The sequence below is a fragment of the Klebsiella sp. AqSCr genome, from assembly GCF_008452795.1.
GTDB classification, from domain to species: domain Bacteria; phylum Pseudomonadota; class Gammaproteobacteria; order Enterobacterales; family Enterobacteriaceae; genus Klebsiella; species Klebsiella pneumoniae.
In genome coordinates, this window is sequence record NZ_MJDM01000005.1 from 3,392,546 (window position 1) to 3,408,549 (window position 16,004).

The window sequence follows — 16,004 nt, forward strand, 5'->3', positions numbered from 1 at the left end:
TAACCTCAATACGCATCAGCAAAAATTAGATAATAGAATAGCCTACAGACGCTGTTTAAACTGGAAGTACCGGCCCTGTTTAGCGAGCAGCTCCGCGTGACTACCTTGCTCAATTATCTGGCCGTTGTCCATGACTATTATCTGATTAAAACCCGCCAGGCCCCGCAGGCGATGGGTCACCATCAGCACGGTTTTGTCGCGCATGACATCTGCCAGCAGATGCAGGATCTGGCTTTCGGTGGCCGCATCCAGACCTTCTGTCGGTTCATCGAGCAGCATCAGCGGCGCATCGTGGAGCAGCGCGCGGGCAATGGCCAGTCGGCGCAGTTCGCCGCCGGAGAGCTGACGCCCGCCTTCGCCCAGCCAGCCGTTAAGACCACCATCTTGCAGCAGTTTTTCGAGGCCCACCTTCTCAAGGGTAGCGCTGAGATGAGCGTCATCCGCTTCAGGCGCCGCCAGCAGCAGGTTGTCGCGCAGGGTGGCGCTGAACAGGTGCACGCGCTGCGGCACTACGCTCATTGCCTGCCGCAGAGTGGCTTCGCTGAGGCCGGAGAGCGGCTGATTGTTGAGCAGAATCTCTCCCTGTGACGGGTCCCAGGCGCGGGTAAGCAACTGCAACAGCGTCGATTTTCCGCAGCCGGTCCGGCCAAGAATGGCGATGTGCTCTCCGGCGGCAATCTGCAGGGAAATATTCTCCAGGGCAGGGGAGGGCTGCTGAGGATAGCGGAAGGTGACCTCCTGAAGCGTTAGGGCCACCTGCGCTGGCGAACTGGCTTCATCATCGACAAAGGTGACCTCCGGCTGCTGGTCGGTAATCTGCGAGATCCGCCGCGCGGAGGCGATCACCTGGCCTAAATGCTGGAAAGCGCCAGTAACCGGCGCCAGGGCTTCAAAAGCCGCCAGCGCGCAGAATACGAATAGCGCGATCAGCGCCCCGGGCTGACTATTGCCGCCGACGCCGTCTGAGGCCAGCCAGAGCATGGCCACCACGGCGATGCCACCGATTAACAGCATTACCGCCTGCGAAAGCGCGGTCAGCTCGGCCTGGCGCCGCTGTGCATCCTGCCAGCTCAGCTCGGTCTTTTCCATTTGTGCGCGGTAGCGGTCGCTGGCGTTAAATACCATCAGCTCCGCCTGACCCTGCAGCCAGGCGGTGAGCTGTTGGCGATACTGGCCGCGCAGCTGCGTCATACTTTCGCCGGCTGGCTTACCTGCGCGATAGAACAGCGGCGGCATAACCAGCAGGGTCGCCAGCATGATACCGCCGAGCGTCAGCGCGAGGGGGACGTCGAGCAGACTTAATCCGCAGGTGACGACCACAATCACCACCAGCGCGCCGACCAGCGGCGAAATGACCCGCAGGTAGAGATGATCCAGGGTGTCAACGTCGGCCACCACCCGGTTGAGCAGCTCACCCTGGCGAAAGCGCGCCAGCCCCGCCGGAGAGAGGGGGAGCAGTTTGCTGAAGGTGAAAACGCGCAGGTGCTGCAGCACGCGAAAGGTAGCGTCGTGGCTGACCAGGCGCTCAAAGTAGCGCCCGGCGGTACGGATAATTGCCGCGCCGCGAACGCCCGCGGCAGGCAGCATATAGTTAAAACTGTAGATCCCGGCGACGCCCACCACCGCTGAGGCGGAGAGGAACCAGCCGGAGAGCGTCAGCAGGCCGATGCTGGCCAGCAGGGTCACAATGGCCAGCACGACGCCAAGCAGCAGCATCCATTTATGGCGTTTATAGAGCGCCAGATAGGGTAAAAGTGCGCGCATTTAAATCTCCTCCTGACGATGGGCCAGCAGCGCCGAGAAGACCCCACCAGCACGGGCCAGCGTGGCGTAGTCGCCTTGTTCGATAATCTGTCCGTCCTGCATCACCCAGACGTCGTCCCAGTCGGCCAGCCCCTCGAGCTGGTGGGTGACCAGCAGCGTGGTTTGCTCACTGGAGGCGTGGGTCAGGGCCTGCATGACTCGCTGTTCGCTATGGGCGTCAAGGCTGGCGGCAGGTTCATCCAGCAGCAGCAGGCGGCACGGCACCAACAGCGCGCGGGCGACCGCGATACGCTGCGCCTGGCCTACCGACAGACGCCCCGCCTGATCGCCTACGGCGGTATGGATCCCCTGCGGCAGCAGGGCGATAAACTCGCTGACCCAGGCCTTGTCCAGCGCCAGCCTAAGCTGTGCTTCGCTAGCTTCGGGCCACGCCAGCAGCACGTTTTCCCGCAGCGTGGCGGCAGGCAACTGCGGATTCTGTCCTACCCAGCTCAGCAGGCGGCGCCAGCGCTCAGCGTCCAGCTCGCGCAGCTCTACGCCGTTGACCATCAGCGACCCCTCATAGGGCAGAAAGCCGAGCAGTGTATTCAGCAAAGAGCTTTTCCCGGATCCGCTCTGGCCGACCAGCACCACGCGAGTGCCGGCGGGCAGCGCAAAATTAAGCGGCCCCGCCAGAACTTTACCTTCCGGAGATTTGATCACCAGGTCGCGCGCTTCCACGCTAATCAGATCGTTGTCATTTAACGTTTTCTCGCCACGCTCTACCTGGGTCAGCGGCGTTTCCATAAACGTTTTCAGGCTGTCTGCGGCGCCCACGGCCTGAGCTTTGGCATGGTAGAAGGTACCCAGGTCACGTAACGGCTGGAAAAATTCCGGGGCGAGGATCAGCGTCAGGAATCCCGCCATCAGCGTGACGCCCGCGCCATAGTGGCCGAAGTTCAGCTCGCCAAGGTAAGAAAAGCCAAAATACACCGCTACCAGCGCAATGGAGAGGGAGGTGAAAAACTCCAGAACCCCGGAGGAGAGGAAGGCCAGACGCAGGACTTCCATGGTGCGTTGGCGAAAATCCTGCGAGGCGTCGCGAATATTATCGGTTTCTGCCTGACCGCGATGAAAAATACGCAGGGTTTCCATGCCGCGCAGGCGGTCGAGGAAGTGGCCGCTGAGGCGGGCCAGCGCCTGGAAGTTACGCCGGTTGGCGTCGGCGGCGCCCATCCCGACCAGCGCCATGAAAAGCGGGATCAGCGGGGCGGTGCCGAGAAGGATCAGCGCGGCGGCCCAGTTAATCGGAAAAATAGTAATAACGATCAGCAGCGGTACGCAGGCCGCCAGCGTCATCTGGGGCAGGTAGCGGGCATAATAGTCGTGCATGTCGTCGATTTGCTCAAGAATAAGCGTTGCCCAGCTGCCGGCCGGTTTGCCCTGGATCCACGCCGGGCCTGCCTGCTGGAGGCGGTCAAGAACCTGGCGGCGAATTTCATAGCGAATATGCTGCCCGGCCTGAAAGCCGACCCGCTCACGCAGCCAGACCACCCAGGCGCGTAGTACAAAGATCAGCACCAGCAGCGTGAGCGGCAGCAGCAGGGCGGTCGCTGGAATATTCTCCATCACCATCCGGTGCAGGATCCGCGCCAGGAACCAGGCCTGCGCCACGATCAGCAGACCGCTCGCCACGCCAAGCAGGCGGGAAATCATCAACCAGCGACGGGAGATAATGCTTTGCTGTTTTAACCAGCGGGTTAACTCTTGTTGACGGGTTTTATTCATTGCGCGCTTTGCAGGTGTCGTTATCGGAGTATTGGGCACGGCAATGTTACATCGCAGCAAAAATAAAGGCGACTTTTCGTCGCCTTCTTTACCTTTGTTACTGACTTGTAAAGATTATTTGCAAGCGTCAGCCAAACCGTCGAGGTAACGCTCCGCATCCAGCGCCGCCATGCAGCCGGTGCCCGCAGAAGTGATGGCCTGACGATAGATATGGTCCATGACATCGCCGGCGGCGAACACGCCCGGGATGCTGGTCTGGGTCGCATTGCCGTGGATACCGGACTGCACTTTGATGTAGCCGTTCTCCAGCTCCAGCTGGCCCTCAAAGATGGCGGTGTTCGGGCTGTGGCCGATGGCGACAAATAAACCAGCCACTTCCAGGGACTCGACATTGTCGCTGTTTTTGGTATCGCGCAGGCGCAGGCCGCTGACGCCCATCTGGTCGCCGGTCACCTCTTCGAGGGTACGATCGGTATGCAGCACGATGTTGCCGCTTGCCACTTTATCCATCAGGCGTTTAATGAGGATTTTTTCCGCACGGAAGGAATCGCGACGGTGGATCAGGTGTACCTCAGAGGCGATATTCGACAGATACAGAGCCTCTTCCACTGCGGTGTTGCCGCCGCCGATCACCGCCACTTTCTGGTTGCGATAGAAGAATCCGTCGCAGGTAGCGCACGCGGAAACGCCGCGGCCTTTGAAGGCTTCTTCGGAAGGCAGGCCCAGGTAACGGGCGGAAGCGCCGGTGGCGATGATCAGCGCGTCACAGGTGTACTCGCCGCTGTCGCCTGTCAGACGGAACGGGCGGTTTTGCAAATCGACGCGGCTGATATGGTCGAAAATGATCTCGGTTTCAAATTTTGCGGCATGCTCGTGCATGCGCTCCATCAGCAGCGGACCGGTGAGATCGTTCGGATCGCCTGGCCAGTTTTCCACTTCCGTCGTGGTGGTCAGCTGACCGCCTTTTTCCATCCCGGTGATCAGCACCGGCTGCAGGTTGGCGCGTGCGGCATAGACCGCCGCGGTGTATCCCGCAGGTCCAGAACCAAGGATAAGCAGTTTACTGTGTTTGGCTGTGCCCATGAGATCCCCATAATAATTGGCATACATTGGGCTGGGATTGTAGGGAATTTGTTGTCGTAAAAAAAGAGCACAGCGATTTTGTTAACGATGTGTGCAATAGAAGCTGCCAATGAATTGGTGATTTTCCCGGCAAGGAATATAACTATTTCTACTGTCGGCGGGACAATTATAAGACGAAAAAATGAGAATCAACCAGGGCGGATGATGAATATCTGGCATCTTGTACTAAAAATCGATGTTTTGCTTTGACAATCACCTGTGCTTTTGCGAAAACATTCAAGGAAGAAGAAAAGCAGTATTTAGCGTGCGGCGAATTTTCATGCACGCAAATGCCATTTTTATCCGGGTTAACGAAATCTACGCATGGTGTGGACAGACGCCATGCGTGATGTCGGTGACTGCCGTCAGGCAACGGGCTTCTCACGTACCCCTGGGTTACCCAATGTCGTACGGGTGATAACAGGATGGGCTCTGGCAGTGAAGGCTCAGAGCCGGAACAGGAGTAGGGAAGGAATACAGAGAGACAATAATAATGGTAGATAGCAAGAAGCGCCCTGGCAAAGATCTCGACCGCATTGATCGTAACATCCTGAATGAATTGCAAAAAGATGGGCGAATTTCTAACGTCGAGCTTTCTAAACGGGTGGGACTTTCTCCGACGCCTTGCCTTGAGCGTGTGCGTCGTCTTGAAAGACAGGGTTTTATTCAGGGCTATACGGCGCTGCTCAACCCGCATTATCTGGATGCATCACTTCTGGTATTTGTTGAGATTACTCTGAATCGTGGCGCACCGGATGTGTTTGAGCAATTTAACGCCGCAGTGCAAAAACTTGAAGAAATTCAAGAGTGTCATCTGGTTTCCGGTGATTTCGACTATCTGTTGAAAACCCGTGTACCGGATATGTCAGCGTATCGTAAATTACTGGGCGAGACCTTGCTGCGCCTGCCGGGCGTTAACGACACCCGTACCTACGTGGTAATGGAAGAAGTCAAGCAAAGTAATCGTCTGGTTATTAAGACGCGCTAACACGGAACAGGTGCAAACTCGACGTAGTTTGATTACACTCCTGTTAATCCATACAGCAACAGTGCCGGGGAGACCCGGCGCTGTTGTCCGTTTTAGCAGCAGGCAGGAAACAGCCTGATACCTGGAGAGCCTTTCTTGAGCCAGGAATACACCGAAGACAAAGAAGTCAAACTAACCAAACTCAGCAGCGGGCGCCGACTCCTTGAGGCGATGCTCATCCTTTGCTCCCTCTTCGCCATCTGGCTGATGGCGGCACTACTGAGCTTTAACCCCTCGGACCCCAGCTGGTCGCAAACGGCATGGCATGAGCCTATTCATAATTTAGGCGGCGCCCCCGGCGCGTGGCTTGCCGATACCCTCTTTTTCATTTTTGGCGTCATGGCCTACACCATCCCGGTGATCATCATCGGCGGATGCTGGTTTGCCTGGCGGCATCAGGAAAACGACGAATACATTGATTATTTTGCCGTTTCCCTTCGCCTCATCGGTGCGTTAGCCCTGATCCTGACCTCCTGTGGTCTGGCGGCGATTAACGCCGATGATATCTGGTACTTCGCCTCCGGCGGGGTGATCGGCAGCCTGCTGAGCACCACGCTGCAACCCCTACTGCACAGCAGCGGCGGCACCATCGCCCTGTTGTGTATCTGGGCGGCCGGGCTGACGCTTTTCACCGGCTGGTCGTGGGTCAGCATTGCGGAAAAGCTGGGCGGCGGCATCCTGTCCGTTCTCACCTTTGCCAGCAACCGTACCCGTCGGGATGATACCTGGGTCGATGAAGGCGAATACGAAGACGAAGAGGAAGAGTACGACGACGAAGAGGCGGCCAGGCCGCAGGAATCGCGTCGCGCCCGTATCTTACGCGGCGCGCTGGCGCGGCGTAAGCGTCTGGCCGAGAAGTTTACCAACCCTATGGGGCGTAAAACCGACGCTGCGCTTTTCTCCGGCAAACGGATGGATGACGGCGAAGAGGTGGTGCAATACAGCGCCAGCGGGGCGCCTGTTGCCGCCGACGATGTACTGTTTTCCGGCGCCAGCGCCGCGCGTCCCGCAGAGGATGATGTGCTGTTCTCCGGCGCCAGCGCCGTGCGCCCGGGCGATTTCGACCCTTACGATCCGTTGTTGAATGGCCACAGTATCGCTGAGCCGGTAAGCGCAGCGGCGGCGGCTACTGCCGCGCCGCAGGCGTGGGCAGAATCACCGGTGGGCCATCACGGCGCTGCGCCAGCTTATCAGCCGGAAGCCAGCTATCCGCCGCAGCAGGCGTATCAGCCTGAACCCGCTCCGTTCCAGCAGGCTGCTTATCAGCCGCCAGCGGGGCAAACCGCACCGCAGGCGTATCAGCCTGAGCCAGCGCCGTATCAACAGCCGGTTTACGATCCGCGTGCCGGTCAACCTGCGCCGCAGGCCTATCAGCCTGAGCCAGCGCCGTATCAGCAGCCGGCTTACGATCCGTATGCCGGTCAACCTGCGCCGCAGGCCTATCAGCCTGAGCCAGCGCCGTATCAGCAGCCGGCTTACGATCCCTATGCCGGTCAGCCTGCGCCTCAGACCTATCAGCAGCCGGCTTACGATCCGCATGCCGGTCAGCCCGCGCCGCAGACCTACCAGCAGCCGGCTTACGACCCGCATGCCGGCCAGCCCGCGCCGCAGCCGTATCAGCCGGAGCCAGCGGCGTATCAGCCGCAAAGCGCGCCAGTTCCCCCACCGGAGCCAGAGCCCGAGGTCGTGCAGGAGGAAGTGAAACGTCCGCCGCTCTATTATTTCGAGGAAGTGGAAGAGAAGCGGGCGCGCGAACGCGAGCTGTTGGCCTCCTGGTATCAGCCAATTCCTGAGCCGGAAAGTCCGATTGCCACTAAACCGCTGACGCCGCCGACCACTGCGTCCAAACCGCCAGTGGAGACAACCGTAGTCTCTGCGGTAGCGGCTGGGGTGCATCAGGCTACCGCCGCCAGCGGCGGCGCGGCGGCAACAACCTCGTCCACTGCCGCATCCGCTGCGGCTACGCCATTGTTCAGCCCGGCGTCCAGCGGCCCACGGGTTCAGGTGAAAGAGGGCATCGGTCCAAAACTACCGCGGCCCAATCGCGTGCGTGTTCCTACGCGTCGGGAACTGGCCTCCTACGGCATCAAGCTACCGTCGCAGCGGGAGGCGGAACAGCGCGCGCGGCAGGCGGAGCGCGATCCGCATTATGATGATGAGCTGCTCTCGGATGAGGAAGCGGATGCTATGGAGCAGGATGAACTGGCTCGCCAGTTCGCCGCCACCCAGCAGCAGCGCTACGGTCATCGCTGGGAAGACGATAACGCGACTGATGACGATGAGGCCGACGCCGCGGCGGAAGCGGAGCTGGCGCGTCAGTTTGCCGCTACCCAGCAGCAGCGGTACGCTACAGAGCAGCCGCCGGGCGCCAACCCGTTCTCGCCGGCAGATTATGAATTCTCGCCGATGAAAACGTTGGTCAATGACGGCCCGAGCGAACCGCTGTTTACGCCCACGCCGGAAGTCCAGCCGCAGCAGCCGGCCCAGCGCTATCAACAACCGGCGGCCGCTCCGCAGCAGGGTTATCAACCTGCGCAGCATCAGCCGATACACCATCAGCCTGTGCCGCCGCAGCCGCAATCCTATCCGACTGCGTCGCAGCCCGTACAGCCGCAACAACCGGTTGCCCCGCAGGGGCATCAGCCTGCCGCCCCTGCGCCGCAGGAGAGCCTGATCCACCCGCTGCTGATGCGCAATGGCGATAGTCGACCGCTGCAAAAGCCGACCACGCCACTGCCGTCGCTGGATCTGCTTACCCCGCCGCCGAGTGAAGTCGAGCCGGTGGATACCTTTGCTCTCGAGCAGATGGCACGCCTGGTGGAAGCGCGACTCGCCGATTTCCGCATTAAAGCGGATGTGGTGAACTACTCACCGGGGCCGGTGATCACCCGCTTCGAACTGAATCTGGCGCCTGGCGTTAAGGCCGCACGGATCTCTAACCTGTCACGGGACCTGGCGCGATCGCTGTCAACGGTCGCCGTGCGCGTGGTGGAGGTGATCCCGGGCAAACCGTATGTCGGGCTTGAGCTGCCGAATAAAAAACGCCAGACCGTCTACCTGCGTGAAGTGCTCGACAACGCCAAGTTCCGTGATAACCCATCTCCGCTCACCGTGGTGCTGGGCAAAGACATCGCTGGCGATCCGGTAGTAGCCGATCTGGCGAAAATGCCGCATCTGCTGGTGGCCGGTACCACCGGTTCCGGTAAGTCTGTTGGCGTCAACGCCATGATCCTCAGCATGCTCTACAAGGCGCAGCCGGAAGATGTGCGTTTCATTATGATCGACCCGAAAATGCTCGAGCTGTCGGTCTACGAAGGAATTCCGCACCTGCTGACGGAAGTGGTCACCGACATGAAAGACGCCGCCAATGCGCTGCGCTGGAGCGTCAATGAGATGGAGCGCCGCTACAAGCTGATGTCGGCGCTGGGCGTGCGTAACCTCGCGGGCTACAACGAGAAGATCGCCGAAGCCGCGCGCATGGGACGTCCGATCCCGGATCCGTACTGGAAGCCTGGCGACAGCATGGACGCCGTACATCCGGTGCTGGAAAAACTGCCGTACATCGTGGTGCTGGTGGATGAATTCGCCGATCTGATGATGACCGTCGGCAAAAAGGTGGAAGAGCTGATCGCTCGCCTGGCGCAGAAAGCGCGCGCGGCGGGGATCCACCTGGTGCTGGCGACACAGCGTCCGTCGGTAGATGTTATTACCGGCCTGATTAAGGCCAACATCCCGACGCGCATCGCCTTTACCGTGTCGAGTAAAATTGACTCACGTACCATTCTCGATCAGGGAGGCGCGGAATCGCTGCTGGGTATGGGGGATATGCTTTACTCCGGGCCGAACTCTACCACGCCGGTGCGCGTCCACGGGGCGTTTGTGCGCGACCAGGAAGTCCACGCCGTGGTTCAGGACTGGAAAGCCCGCGGTCGCCCGCAATATGTGGAAGGCATTACCTCCGACAGCGAAAGCGAAGGCGGCGGTGGCGGCTTCGACGGCGGGGAAGAGCTGGATCCGTTGTTCGATCAGGCAGTCAACTTTGTGACCGAGAAGCGCAAAGCGTCGATTTCCGGGGTTCAGCGTCAGTTCCGCATCGGCTATAACCGTGCCGCGCGTATTATCGAACAGATGGAAGCGCAGGGTATCGTCAGCGAGCAGGGCCATAACGGTAACCGCGAAGTGCTGGCGCCGCCGCCCTTTGAATGAGTGCAAAGTTGGGTAAATAAGCGCAAAATCAGCCAATTCTTCTGTCCCGCCGCCGCCGGCGGTCCTACAGTAGGGGCAGAAGAGGCTCCCGCGTCGGGAGTGACGCACATTAAGGAAGAACAATGAAAAAACTCGCAATCACCTGTGCATTACTGTCTGGTATGGTCGTCAGCCAGGTCTGGGCAGATGCGGCCAGCGACTTAAAAAGCCGTCTTGATAAAGTGAGCAGCTTCCATGCCAGCTTCACGCAAAAAGTCACCGACGGCAGCGGTAACGCCGTGCAGGACGGGCAGGGAGACCTGTGGGTGAAACGCCCGAACCTGTTTAACTGGCATATGACCCAACCGGATGAGAGCGTCCTCGTTTCGGATGGTAAAACGCTGTGGTTCTATAACCCGTTCGTCGAGCAGGCCACGGCGACCTGGCTGAAAGACGCTACCAGCAACACGCCGTTTATGCTGATTGCCCGCAACCAGTCCAGCGACTGGCAGCAATATAATATCAAGCAAAATGGCGATGATTTTGTGCTGACGCCAAAAAGCGGCAGCGGCAACCTCAAGCAGTTCACGATCAACGTCGGTCGGGACGGCACTATCCATCAGTTCAGCGCCGTCGAGCAGGATGATCAGCGCAGCAGCTATCAGCTGAAATCGCAGCAGAACGGCGCCGTCGACGCAGCTAAGTTCACCTTTACGCCGCCGAAAGGGGTGACGGTGGACGATCAACGTAAGTAGAGGCGAAAGTGAGCAATCTGTCGCTCGATTTTTCCGACAACGCGTTTCAACCTCTGGCCGCTCGCATGCGGCCAGAAAATTTAGCGCAGTATATTGGCCAGCAGCACCTGCTGGCGCCGGGTAAACCCCTGCCGCGGGCCATTGAGGCCGGGCACCTGCATTCGATGATCCTCTGGGGGCCGCCGGGTACCGGCAAGACCACTCTGGCGGAAGTGATTGCCCGCTACGCCAGCGCCGATGTCGAACGGATCTCAGCGGTAACCTCCGGGGTGAAAGAGATTCGCGAGGCTATTGAGCGCGCGCGGCAAAATCGCAACGCCGGCCGGCGAACCATCCTGTTTGTTGACGAAGTGCATCGCTTTAATAAAAGCCAGCAGGATGCCTTTCTGCCGCATATTGAAGACGGCACCATTACTTTTATTGGCGCGACCACCGAAAACCCCTCCTTTGAGCTTAACTCGGCGCTGCTCTCCCGCGCTCGCGTCTACTTACTGAAATCGCTCACCACCGACGATATCGAGCGGGTGCTTGACCAGGCGATGAACGACAAAACCCGCGGCTACGGCGGCCAGGATATCGTTTTGCCGGATGAGACCCGCAGGGCCATTGCCGAGCTAGTGAATGGCGACGCGCGGCGAGCGCTGAATACCCTGGAAATGATGGCCGATATGGCCGAAAGCGATGACTCGGGCAAGCGGGTGCTGAAGGCGGAACTGCTGACCGAGATCGCTGGCGAGCGCAGCGCGCGCTTTGATAACAAAGGCGACCGGTTCTACGATTTGATTTCCGCCTTGCATAAGTCGGTGCGCGGTAGCGCGCCGGATGCGGCACTTTACTGGTACGCGCGGATCATCACCGCCGGCGGCGATCCGCTGTATGTTGCCCGCCGCTGTCTGGCGATTGCCTCGGAAGATGTCGGCAACGCCGACCCGCGGGCGATGCAGGTCGCCATTTCGGCGTGGGACTGCTTTACCCGCGTCGGGCCGGCGGAAGGCGAACGGGCGATTGCCCAGGCCATCGTCTATCTGGCCTGCGCGCCGAAAAGCAACGCGGTGTACACCGCCTTCAAAGCGGCGCTGGCCGACGCGCGGGATCGTCCTGACTACGACGTTCCGGTGCATCTGCGCAATGCGCCGACGAAGCTGATGAAAGAGATGGGCTACGGCCAGGAGTATCGTTACGCTCATGACGAACCCAACGCCTACGCCGCCGGCGAGCAGTACTTCCCGCAGGAAATGGCGCAAACGCGCTATTATCACCCGACAAACCGGGGGCTTGAGGGCAAAATTGGCGAAAAGCTCGCCTGGCTCGCTGAACAGGATCAAAATAGCCCGATAAAACGCTACCGCTAATTGAGGCGTTGCGGTAAGGTTATTACACTATTTCCGTGGTCGTAGTCTGCGGCCACTTTTCTTTTTTAATTCGATAAGCACAGGATAAGCATGCTCGATCCCAATCTGCTGCGTACCGAGCCAGACGCAGTCGCAGAAAAACTGGCACGCCGGGGCTTTAAGCTGGATGTAGATAAACTTCGCGCGCTTGAAGAGCGTCGTAAAGTTCTGCAGGTGCAAACGGAAAACCTGCAGGCGGAGCGTAACTCCCGATCGAAATCCATTGGCCAGGCGAAAGCGCGCGGGGAAGACATCGAGCCATTACGCCTGGAAGTTAACAAGCTTGGCGAACAACTGGATGCTGCAAAATCCGAGCTGGAAACGCTGCTGGCGGAAATTCGCGATATCGCGCTGGCGATCCCGAATATTCCTCATGATGATGTGCCGGTTGGCCGCGACGAAAACGACAACGTTGAAGTTAGCCGCTGGGGTACGCCGCGTCAGTTCGATTTTGAGGTGCGCGATCATGTGACGCTGGGTGAAATGCACGGGGGGCTGGATTTTGCCGCCGCCGTTAAGCTCACCGGCTCGCGCTTCGTGGTGATGAAAGGGCAGCTGGCCCGTCTGCACCGCGCCCTGGCGCAGTTCATGCTGGATCTGCACACCGAACAGCATGGCTACAGCGAAAACTATGTCCCGTACCTGGTAAACCAGGACACCCTGTATGGCACTGGCCAGCTGCCGAAATTCGCCGGCGACCTGTTCCATACCCGTCCGCTGGAAGAAGAGGCTGACAGCAGCAACTACGCGCTGATCCCGACGGCGGAAGTGCCGCTGACCAACCTGGTGCGCGATGAAATCATCGACGAGGACGATCTGCCGATCAAAATGACCGCCCATACGCCGTGCTTCCGCTCTGAAGCCGGTTCCTATGGCCGCGACACCCGCGGTCTGATCCGTATGCACCAGTTCGATAAAGTTGAAATGGTGCAGATCGTCCGCCCGGAAGACTCTATGGCCGCGCTGGAAGAGATGACCGGTCACGCCGAGAAAGTGCTGCAGCTGCTGGGCCTGCCGTACCGTAAGGTCGCGTTGTGCACCGGCGATATGGGCTTCAGCGCCTGCAAAACCTATGACCTCGAAGTATGGGTTCCGGCGCAAAACACTTATCGTGAGATCTCCTCCTGCTCCAACGTCTGGGATTTCCAGGCGCGTCGTATGCAGGCTCGCTGCCGCAGCAAGTCCGATAAGAAGACCCGTCTCGTTCATACCCTGAATGGTTCTGGCCTGGCAGTAGGTCGTACCCTGGTGGCGCTGATGGAAAACTATCAGCAGGCTGATGGCCGTATCGAGATCCCGGAAGTGCTGCGCCCGTATATGCGCGGCCTCGAATATATCGGCTAAACTTCTCACTCCTTCTTTTAAAAGCGCCTGCGGGCGCTTTTTTTACGCCCTTATTGATACCGGGCAATAATCCTTGTCGCGAATGCAGTGATACTCCCTTTGGATTAAACCAGCATAAAAAACCAATAATATCGCAAAGCATTATATATATGCCTATATAACGCTTGTCAGTTTATTGTGAGCAACCAAAGCGAGTATCCATGAAAATTAAAGCCCCTGATGCTTTACTGGCTGCTGAGGTAAGCCGCCGTGGTCTGATGAAAACCACGGCAATAGGCGGCCTGGCGCTGGCCAGCAACGCACTAACGTTACCTTTTACCCGACTGTCGCATGCTGCCGATACGCCGGCGCCCGCCAGTGAGAAGGTGGTCTGGAGCGCCTGCACCGTCAACTGCGGTAGCCGTTGCCCGCTGCGCATGCACGTGGTGGATGGCGCGATTAAATACGTCGAAACCGATAATACCGGTGATGATAACTATGACGGTTTGCACCAGGTCCGCGCCTGCCTGCGTGGGCGTTCAATGCGCCGCCGGGTCTATAATCCGGACCGTCTGAAGTACCCGATGAAGCGCGTTGGTAAACGCGGTGAGGGCAAGTTCGAGCAAATCAGCTGGGAAGAGGCGTTGGATACCATCGCCAGCAATATGCAGCGGCTGATTAAAGAGTACGGCAATGAATCCATCTATCTGAACTACGGCACCGGCACGCTCGGCGGGACGCTGACCCGCTCCTGGCCGCCGGGGAAAACGCTGATTGCCCGTCTGATGAACTGCTGCGGCGGCTATCTCAACCATTATGGCGACTATTCATCAGCGCAGATTGCTGCCGGTCTGAATTACACCTACGGCGGCTGGGCGGACGGCAACAGCCCATCGGATATTGAAAACAGTCAGCTGGTGGTGCTGTTCGGCAATAACCCCGGCGAAACGCGGATGAGCGGCGGCGGGGTGACGTACTACCTTGAACAGGCGCGGCAGAAATCCAATGCCCGGATGATAATCATCGATCCGCGCTATACCGACACCGGCGCCGGGCGTGAAGATGAATGGATCCCGATTCGTCCTGGGACCGATGCGGCACTGGTTTCGGGCCTCGCGTGGGTGATGATCACCGAGAATCTGGTCGATCAGCCGTTCCTCGATAAATACTGCGTGGGATACGACGAGAAAACGCTGCCCGCCGGTGCGCCAGCCAATGGTCATTACAAAGCTTACATTCTTGGCCAGGGCACTGACGGTATCGCCAAAACGCCGGAGTGGGCCTCGACGATTACCGGTATTCCGCGCGAACGCATTGTTAAACTGGCGCGCGAAATTGCCACCGCCAAACCGGCCTATATTAGCCAGGGCTGGGGTCCGCAGCGTCACGCCAACGGTGAGATCGCCACCCGCGCCATCTCAATGCTCGCCATTCTGACGGGTAACGTCGGGATCAACGGCGGCAATAGCGGGGCGCGCGAGGGCTCGTATAGTTTGCCTTTTGAGCGTATGCCGACGCTGGAGAATCCGGTTGAGACCAGTATCTCGATGTTTATGTGGACCGATGCGATTGAGCGCGGCCCGGAAATGACCGCTCTGCGCGACGGCGTACGCGGTAAAGATAAGCTCGACGTGCCGATCAAAATGATCTGGAACTATGCGGGCAACTGTCTGATTAACCAGCATTCTGAGATCAACCGGACCCACGAAATCCTGCAGGACGACAAGAAATGCGAGATGATTGTGGTCATTGACTGCCATATGACCTCCTCGGCGAAATACGCTGATATTCTGCTGCCGGACTGTACCGCCTCCGAGCAGATGGATTTCGCGCTGGATGCCTCCTGCGGCAACATGTCCTACGTTATCTTTGCCGATCAGGCCATCAAGCCGCGCTTTGAATGCAAAACCATCTATGAGATGACCAGCGAACTGGCAAAGCGTCTGGGCGTCGAAGAGCAGTTTACCGAGGGCCGTACCCAGGAAGGCTGGATGCGCTATCTGTATGAGCAGTCGCGCAAAGCGATTCCCGACCTGCCGGATTTCGACACCTTCCGTCAGCAGGGCATCTATAAGCAGCGCGATCCGCAAGGTCATCATGTGGCCTACAAAGCCTTCCGTGAGGATCCGCAGGCTAATCCGCTGACCACGCCTTCGGGCAAGATCGAAATTTACTCGCAGGATCTGGCGAAAATCGCGGCCACCTGGGAGCTGCCGGAAGGGGATGTTATCGATCCGTTGCCGATCTACACCCCGGGTTTCGAAAACTACAACGATCCGCTGACAGCGAAATACCCGCTACAGCTCACCGGCTTCCACTATAAATCTCGCGTCCACTCGACCTACGGCAACGTCGATGTGCTGAAGGCCGCTTGTCGGCAGGAGATGTGGATTAACCCGATCGATGCCCGCAAGCGCGGCATTGACAACGGCGATCGTATTCGCATCTTCAACGATCGGGGTGAAGTGCATATCGAAGCGAAGGTGACGCCGCGCATGATGCCGGGCGTCGTCGCGCTGGGGGAAGGGGCCTGGTACAACCCGGACGCCTCGCGTGTGGATCAGGCGGGCAGCATCAACGTGCTGACCACCCAGCGTCCGTCGCCGCTGGCGAAGGGAAACCCGTCGCATACCAACCTCGTTCAGGTTGAGAAGCTGTAAGGAGTAACCG

Annotated in this window: 9 protein-coding genes; 6 read left to right on the forward strand and 3 right to left on the reverse strand. The window is 59.0% G+C overall.

Annotated elements, in window-relative coordinates; genetic code table 11:
• Positions 1-42 precede the first annotated feature (42 nt).
• From cydC to trxB, 3 genes are all read right to left on the reverse strand, one after another.
• Complete coding sequence (gene cydC / locus BHE81_RS20585; RefSeq protein ID WP_023302125.1) at positions 43-1,764, reverse strand: heme ABC transporter ATP-binding protein/permease CydC; 1,722 nt, start codon at positions 1,762-1,764, stop codon at positions 43-45.
• Positions 1,765-3,531 (reverse strand): heme ABC transporter permease/ATP-binding protein CydD, encoded by a 1,767-nt coding sequence (gene cydD, locus BHE81_RS20590; protein WP_023342919.1) that lies wholly within the window; start codon positions 3,529-3,531, stop codon positions 1,765-1,767.
• A 114-nt stretch (positions 3,532-3,645) separates the two neighbouring features.
• Positions 3,646-4,614 (reverse strand): thioredoxin-disulfide reductase, encoded by a 969-nt coding sequence (gene trxB / locus BHE81_RS20595; RefSeq protein WP_002898019.1) that lies wholly within the window; start codon positions 4,612-4,614, stop codon positions 3,646-3,648.
• A gap of 532 nt (positions 4,615-5,146) precedes the next feature.
• On the opposite strand from trxB, the gene lrp reads away from it, so the two are divergent.
• The 6 genes from lrp (at position 5,147) to dmsA (ending at position 15,994) form a co-directional block, all read left to right on the forward strand.
• Positions 5,147-5,641 (forward strand): leucine-responsive transcriptional regulator Lrp, encoded by a 495-nt coding sequence (gene lrp / locus BHE81_RS20600; RefSeq protein ID WP_000228469.1) that lies wholly within the window; start codon positions 5,147-5,149, stop codon positions 5,639-5,641.
• A 135-nt stretch (positions 5,642-5,776) separates the two neighbouring features.
• Positions 5,777-9,886 (forward strand): DNA translocase FtsK, encoded by a 4,110-nt coding sequence (ftsK, locus tag BHE81_RS20605; RefSeq protein WP_149888826.1) that lies wholly within the window; start codon positions 5,777-5,779, stop codon positions 9,884-9,886.
• A gap of 122 nt (positions 9,887-10,008) precedes the next feature.
• Entirely contained in the window at positions 10,009-10,620 is a 612-nt protein-coding gene (lolA, locus tag BHE81_RS20610; protein ID WP_002898132.1) for an outer membrane lipoprotein chaperone LolA, read from the forward strand.
• Between the two features lie 8 nt (positions 10,621-10,628).
• A complete protein-coding gene (gene rarA / locus BHE81_RS20615) occupies positions 10,629-11,972 on the forward strand; it encodes a replication-associated recombination protein RarA (RefSeq protein ID WP_004179165.1) in 1,344 nt (447 codons plus the stop codon).
• Positions 11,973-12,062: 90 nt separating this feature from the next.
• On the forward strand, positions 12,063-13,355 hold the full coding sequence (serS, locus tag BHE81_RS20620) for a serine--tRNA ligase (RefSeq protein WP_002898139.1): 1,293 nt from the start codon (positions 12,063-12,065) through the stop codon (positions 13,353-13,355).
• Positions 13,356-13,555: 200 nt separating this feature from the next.
• A complete protein-coding gene (gene dmsA, locus BHE81_RS20625; protein ID WP_149888827.1) occupies positions 13,556-15,994 on the forward strand; it encodes a dimethylsulfoxide reductase subunit A in 2,439 nt (812 codons plus the stop codon).
• Positions 15,995-16,004: the final 10 nt, after the last annotated feature.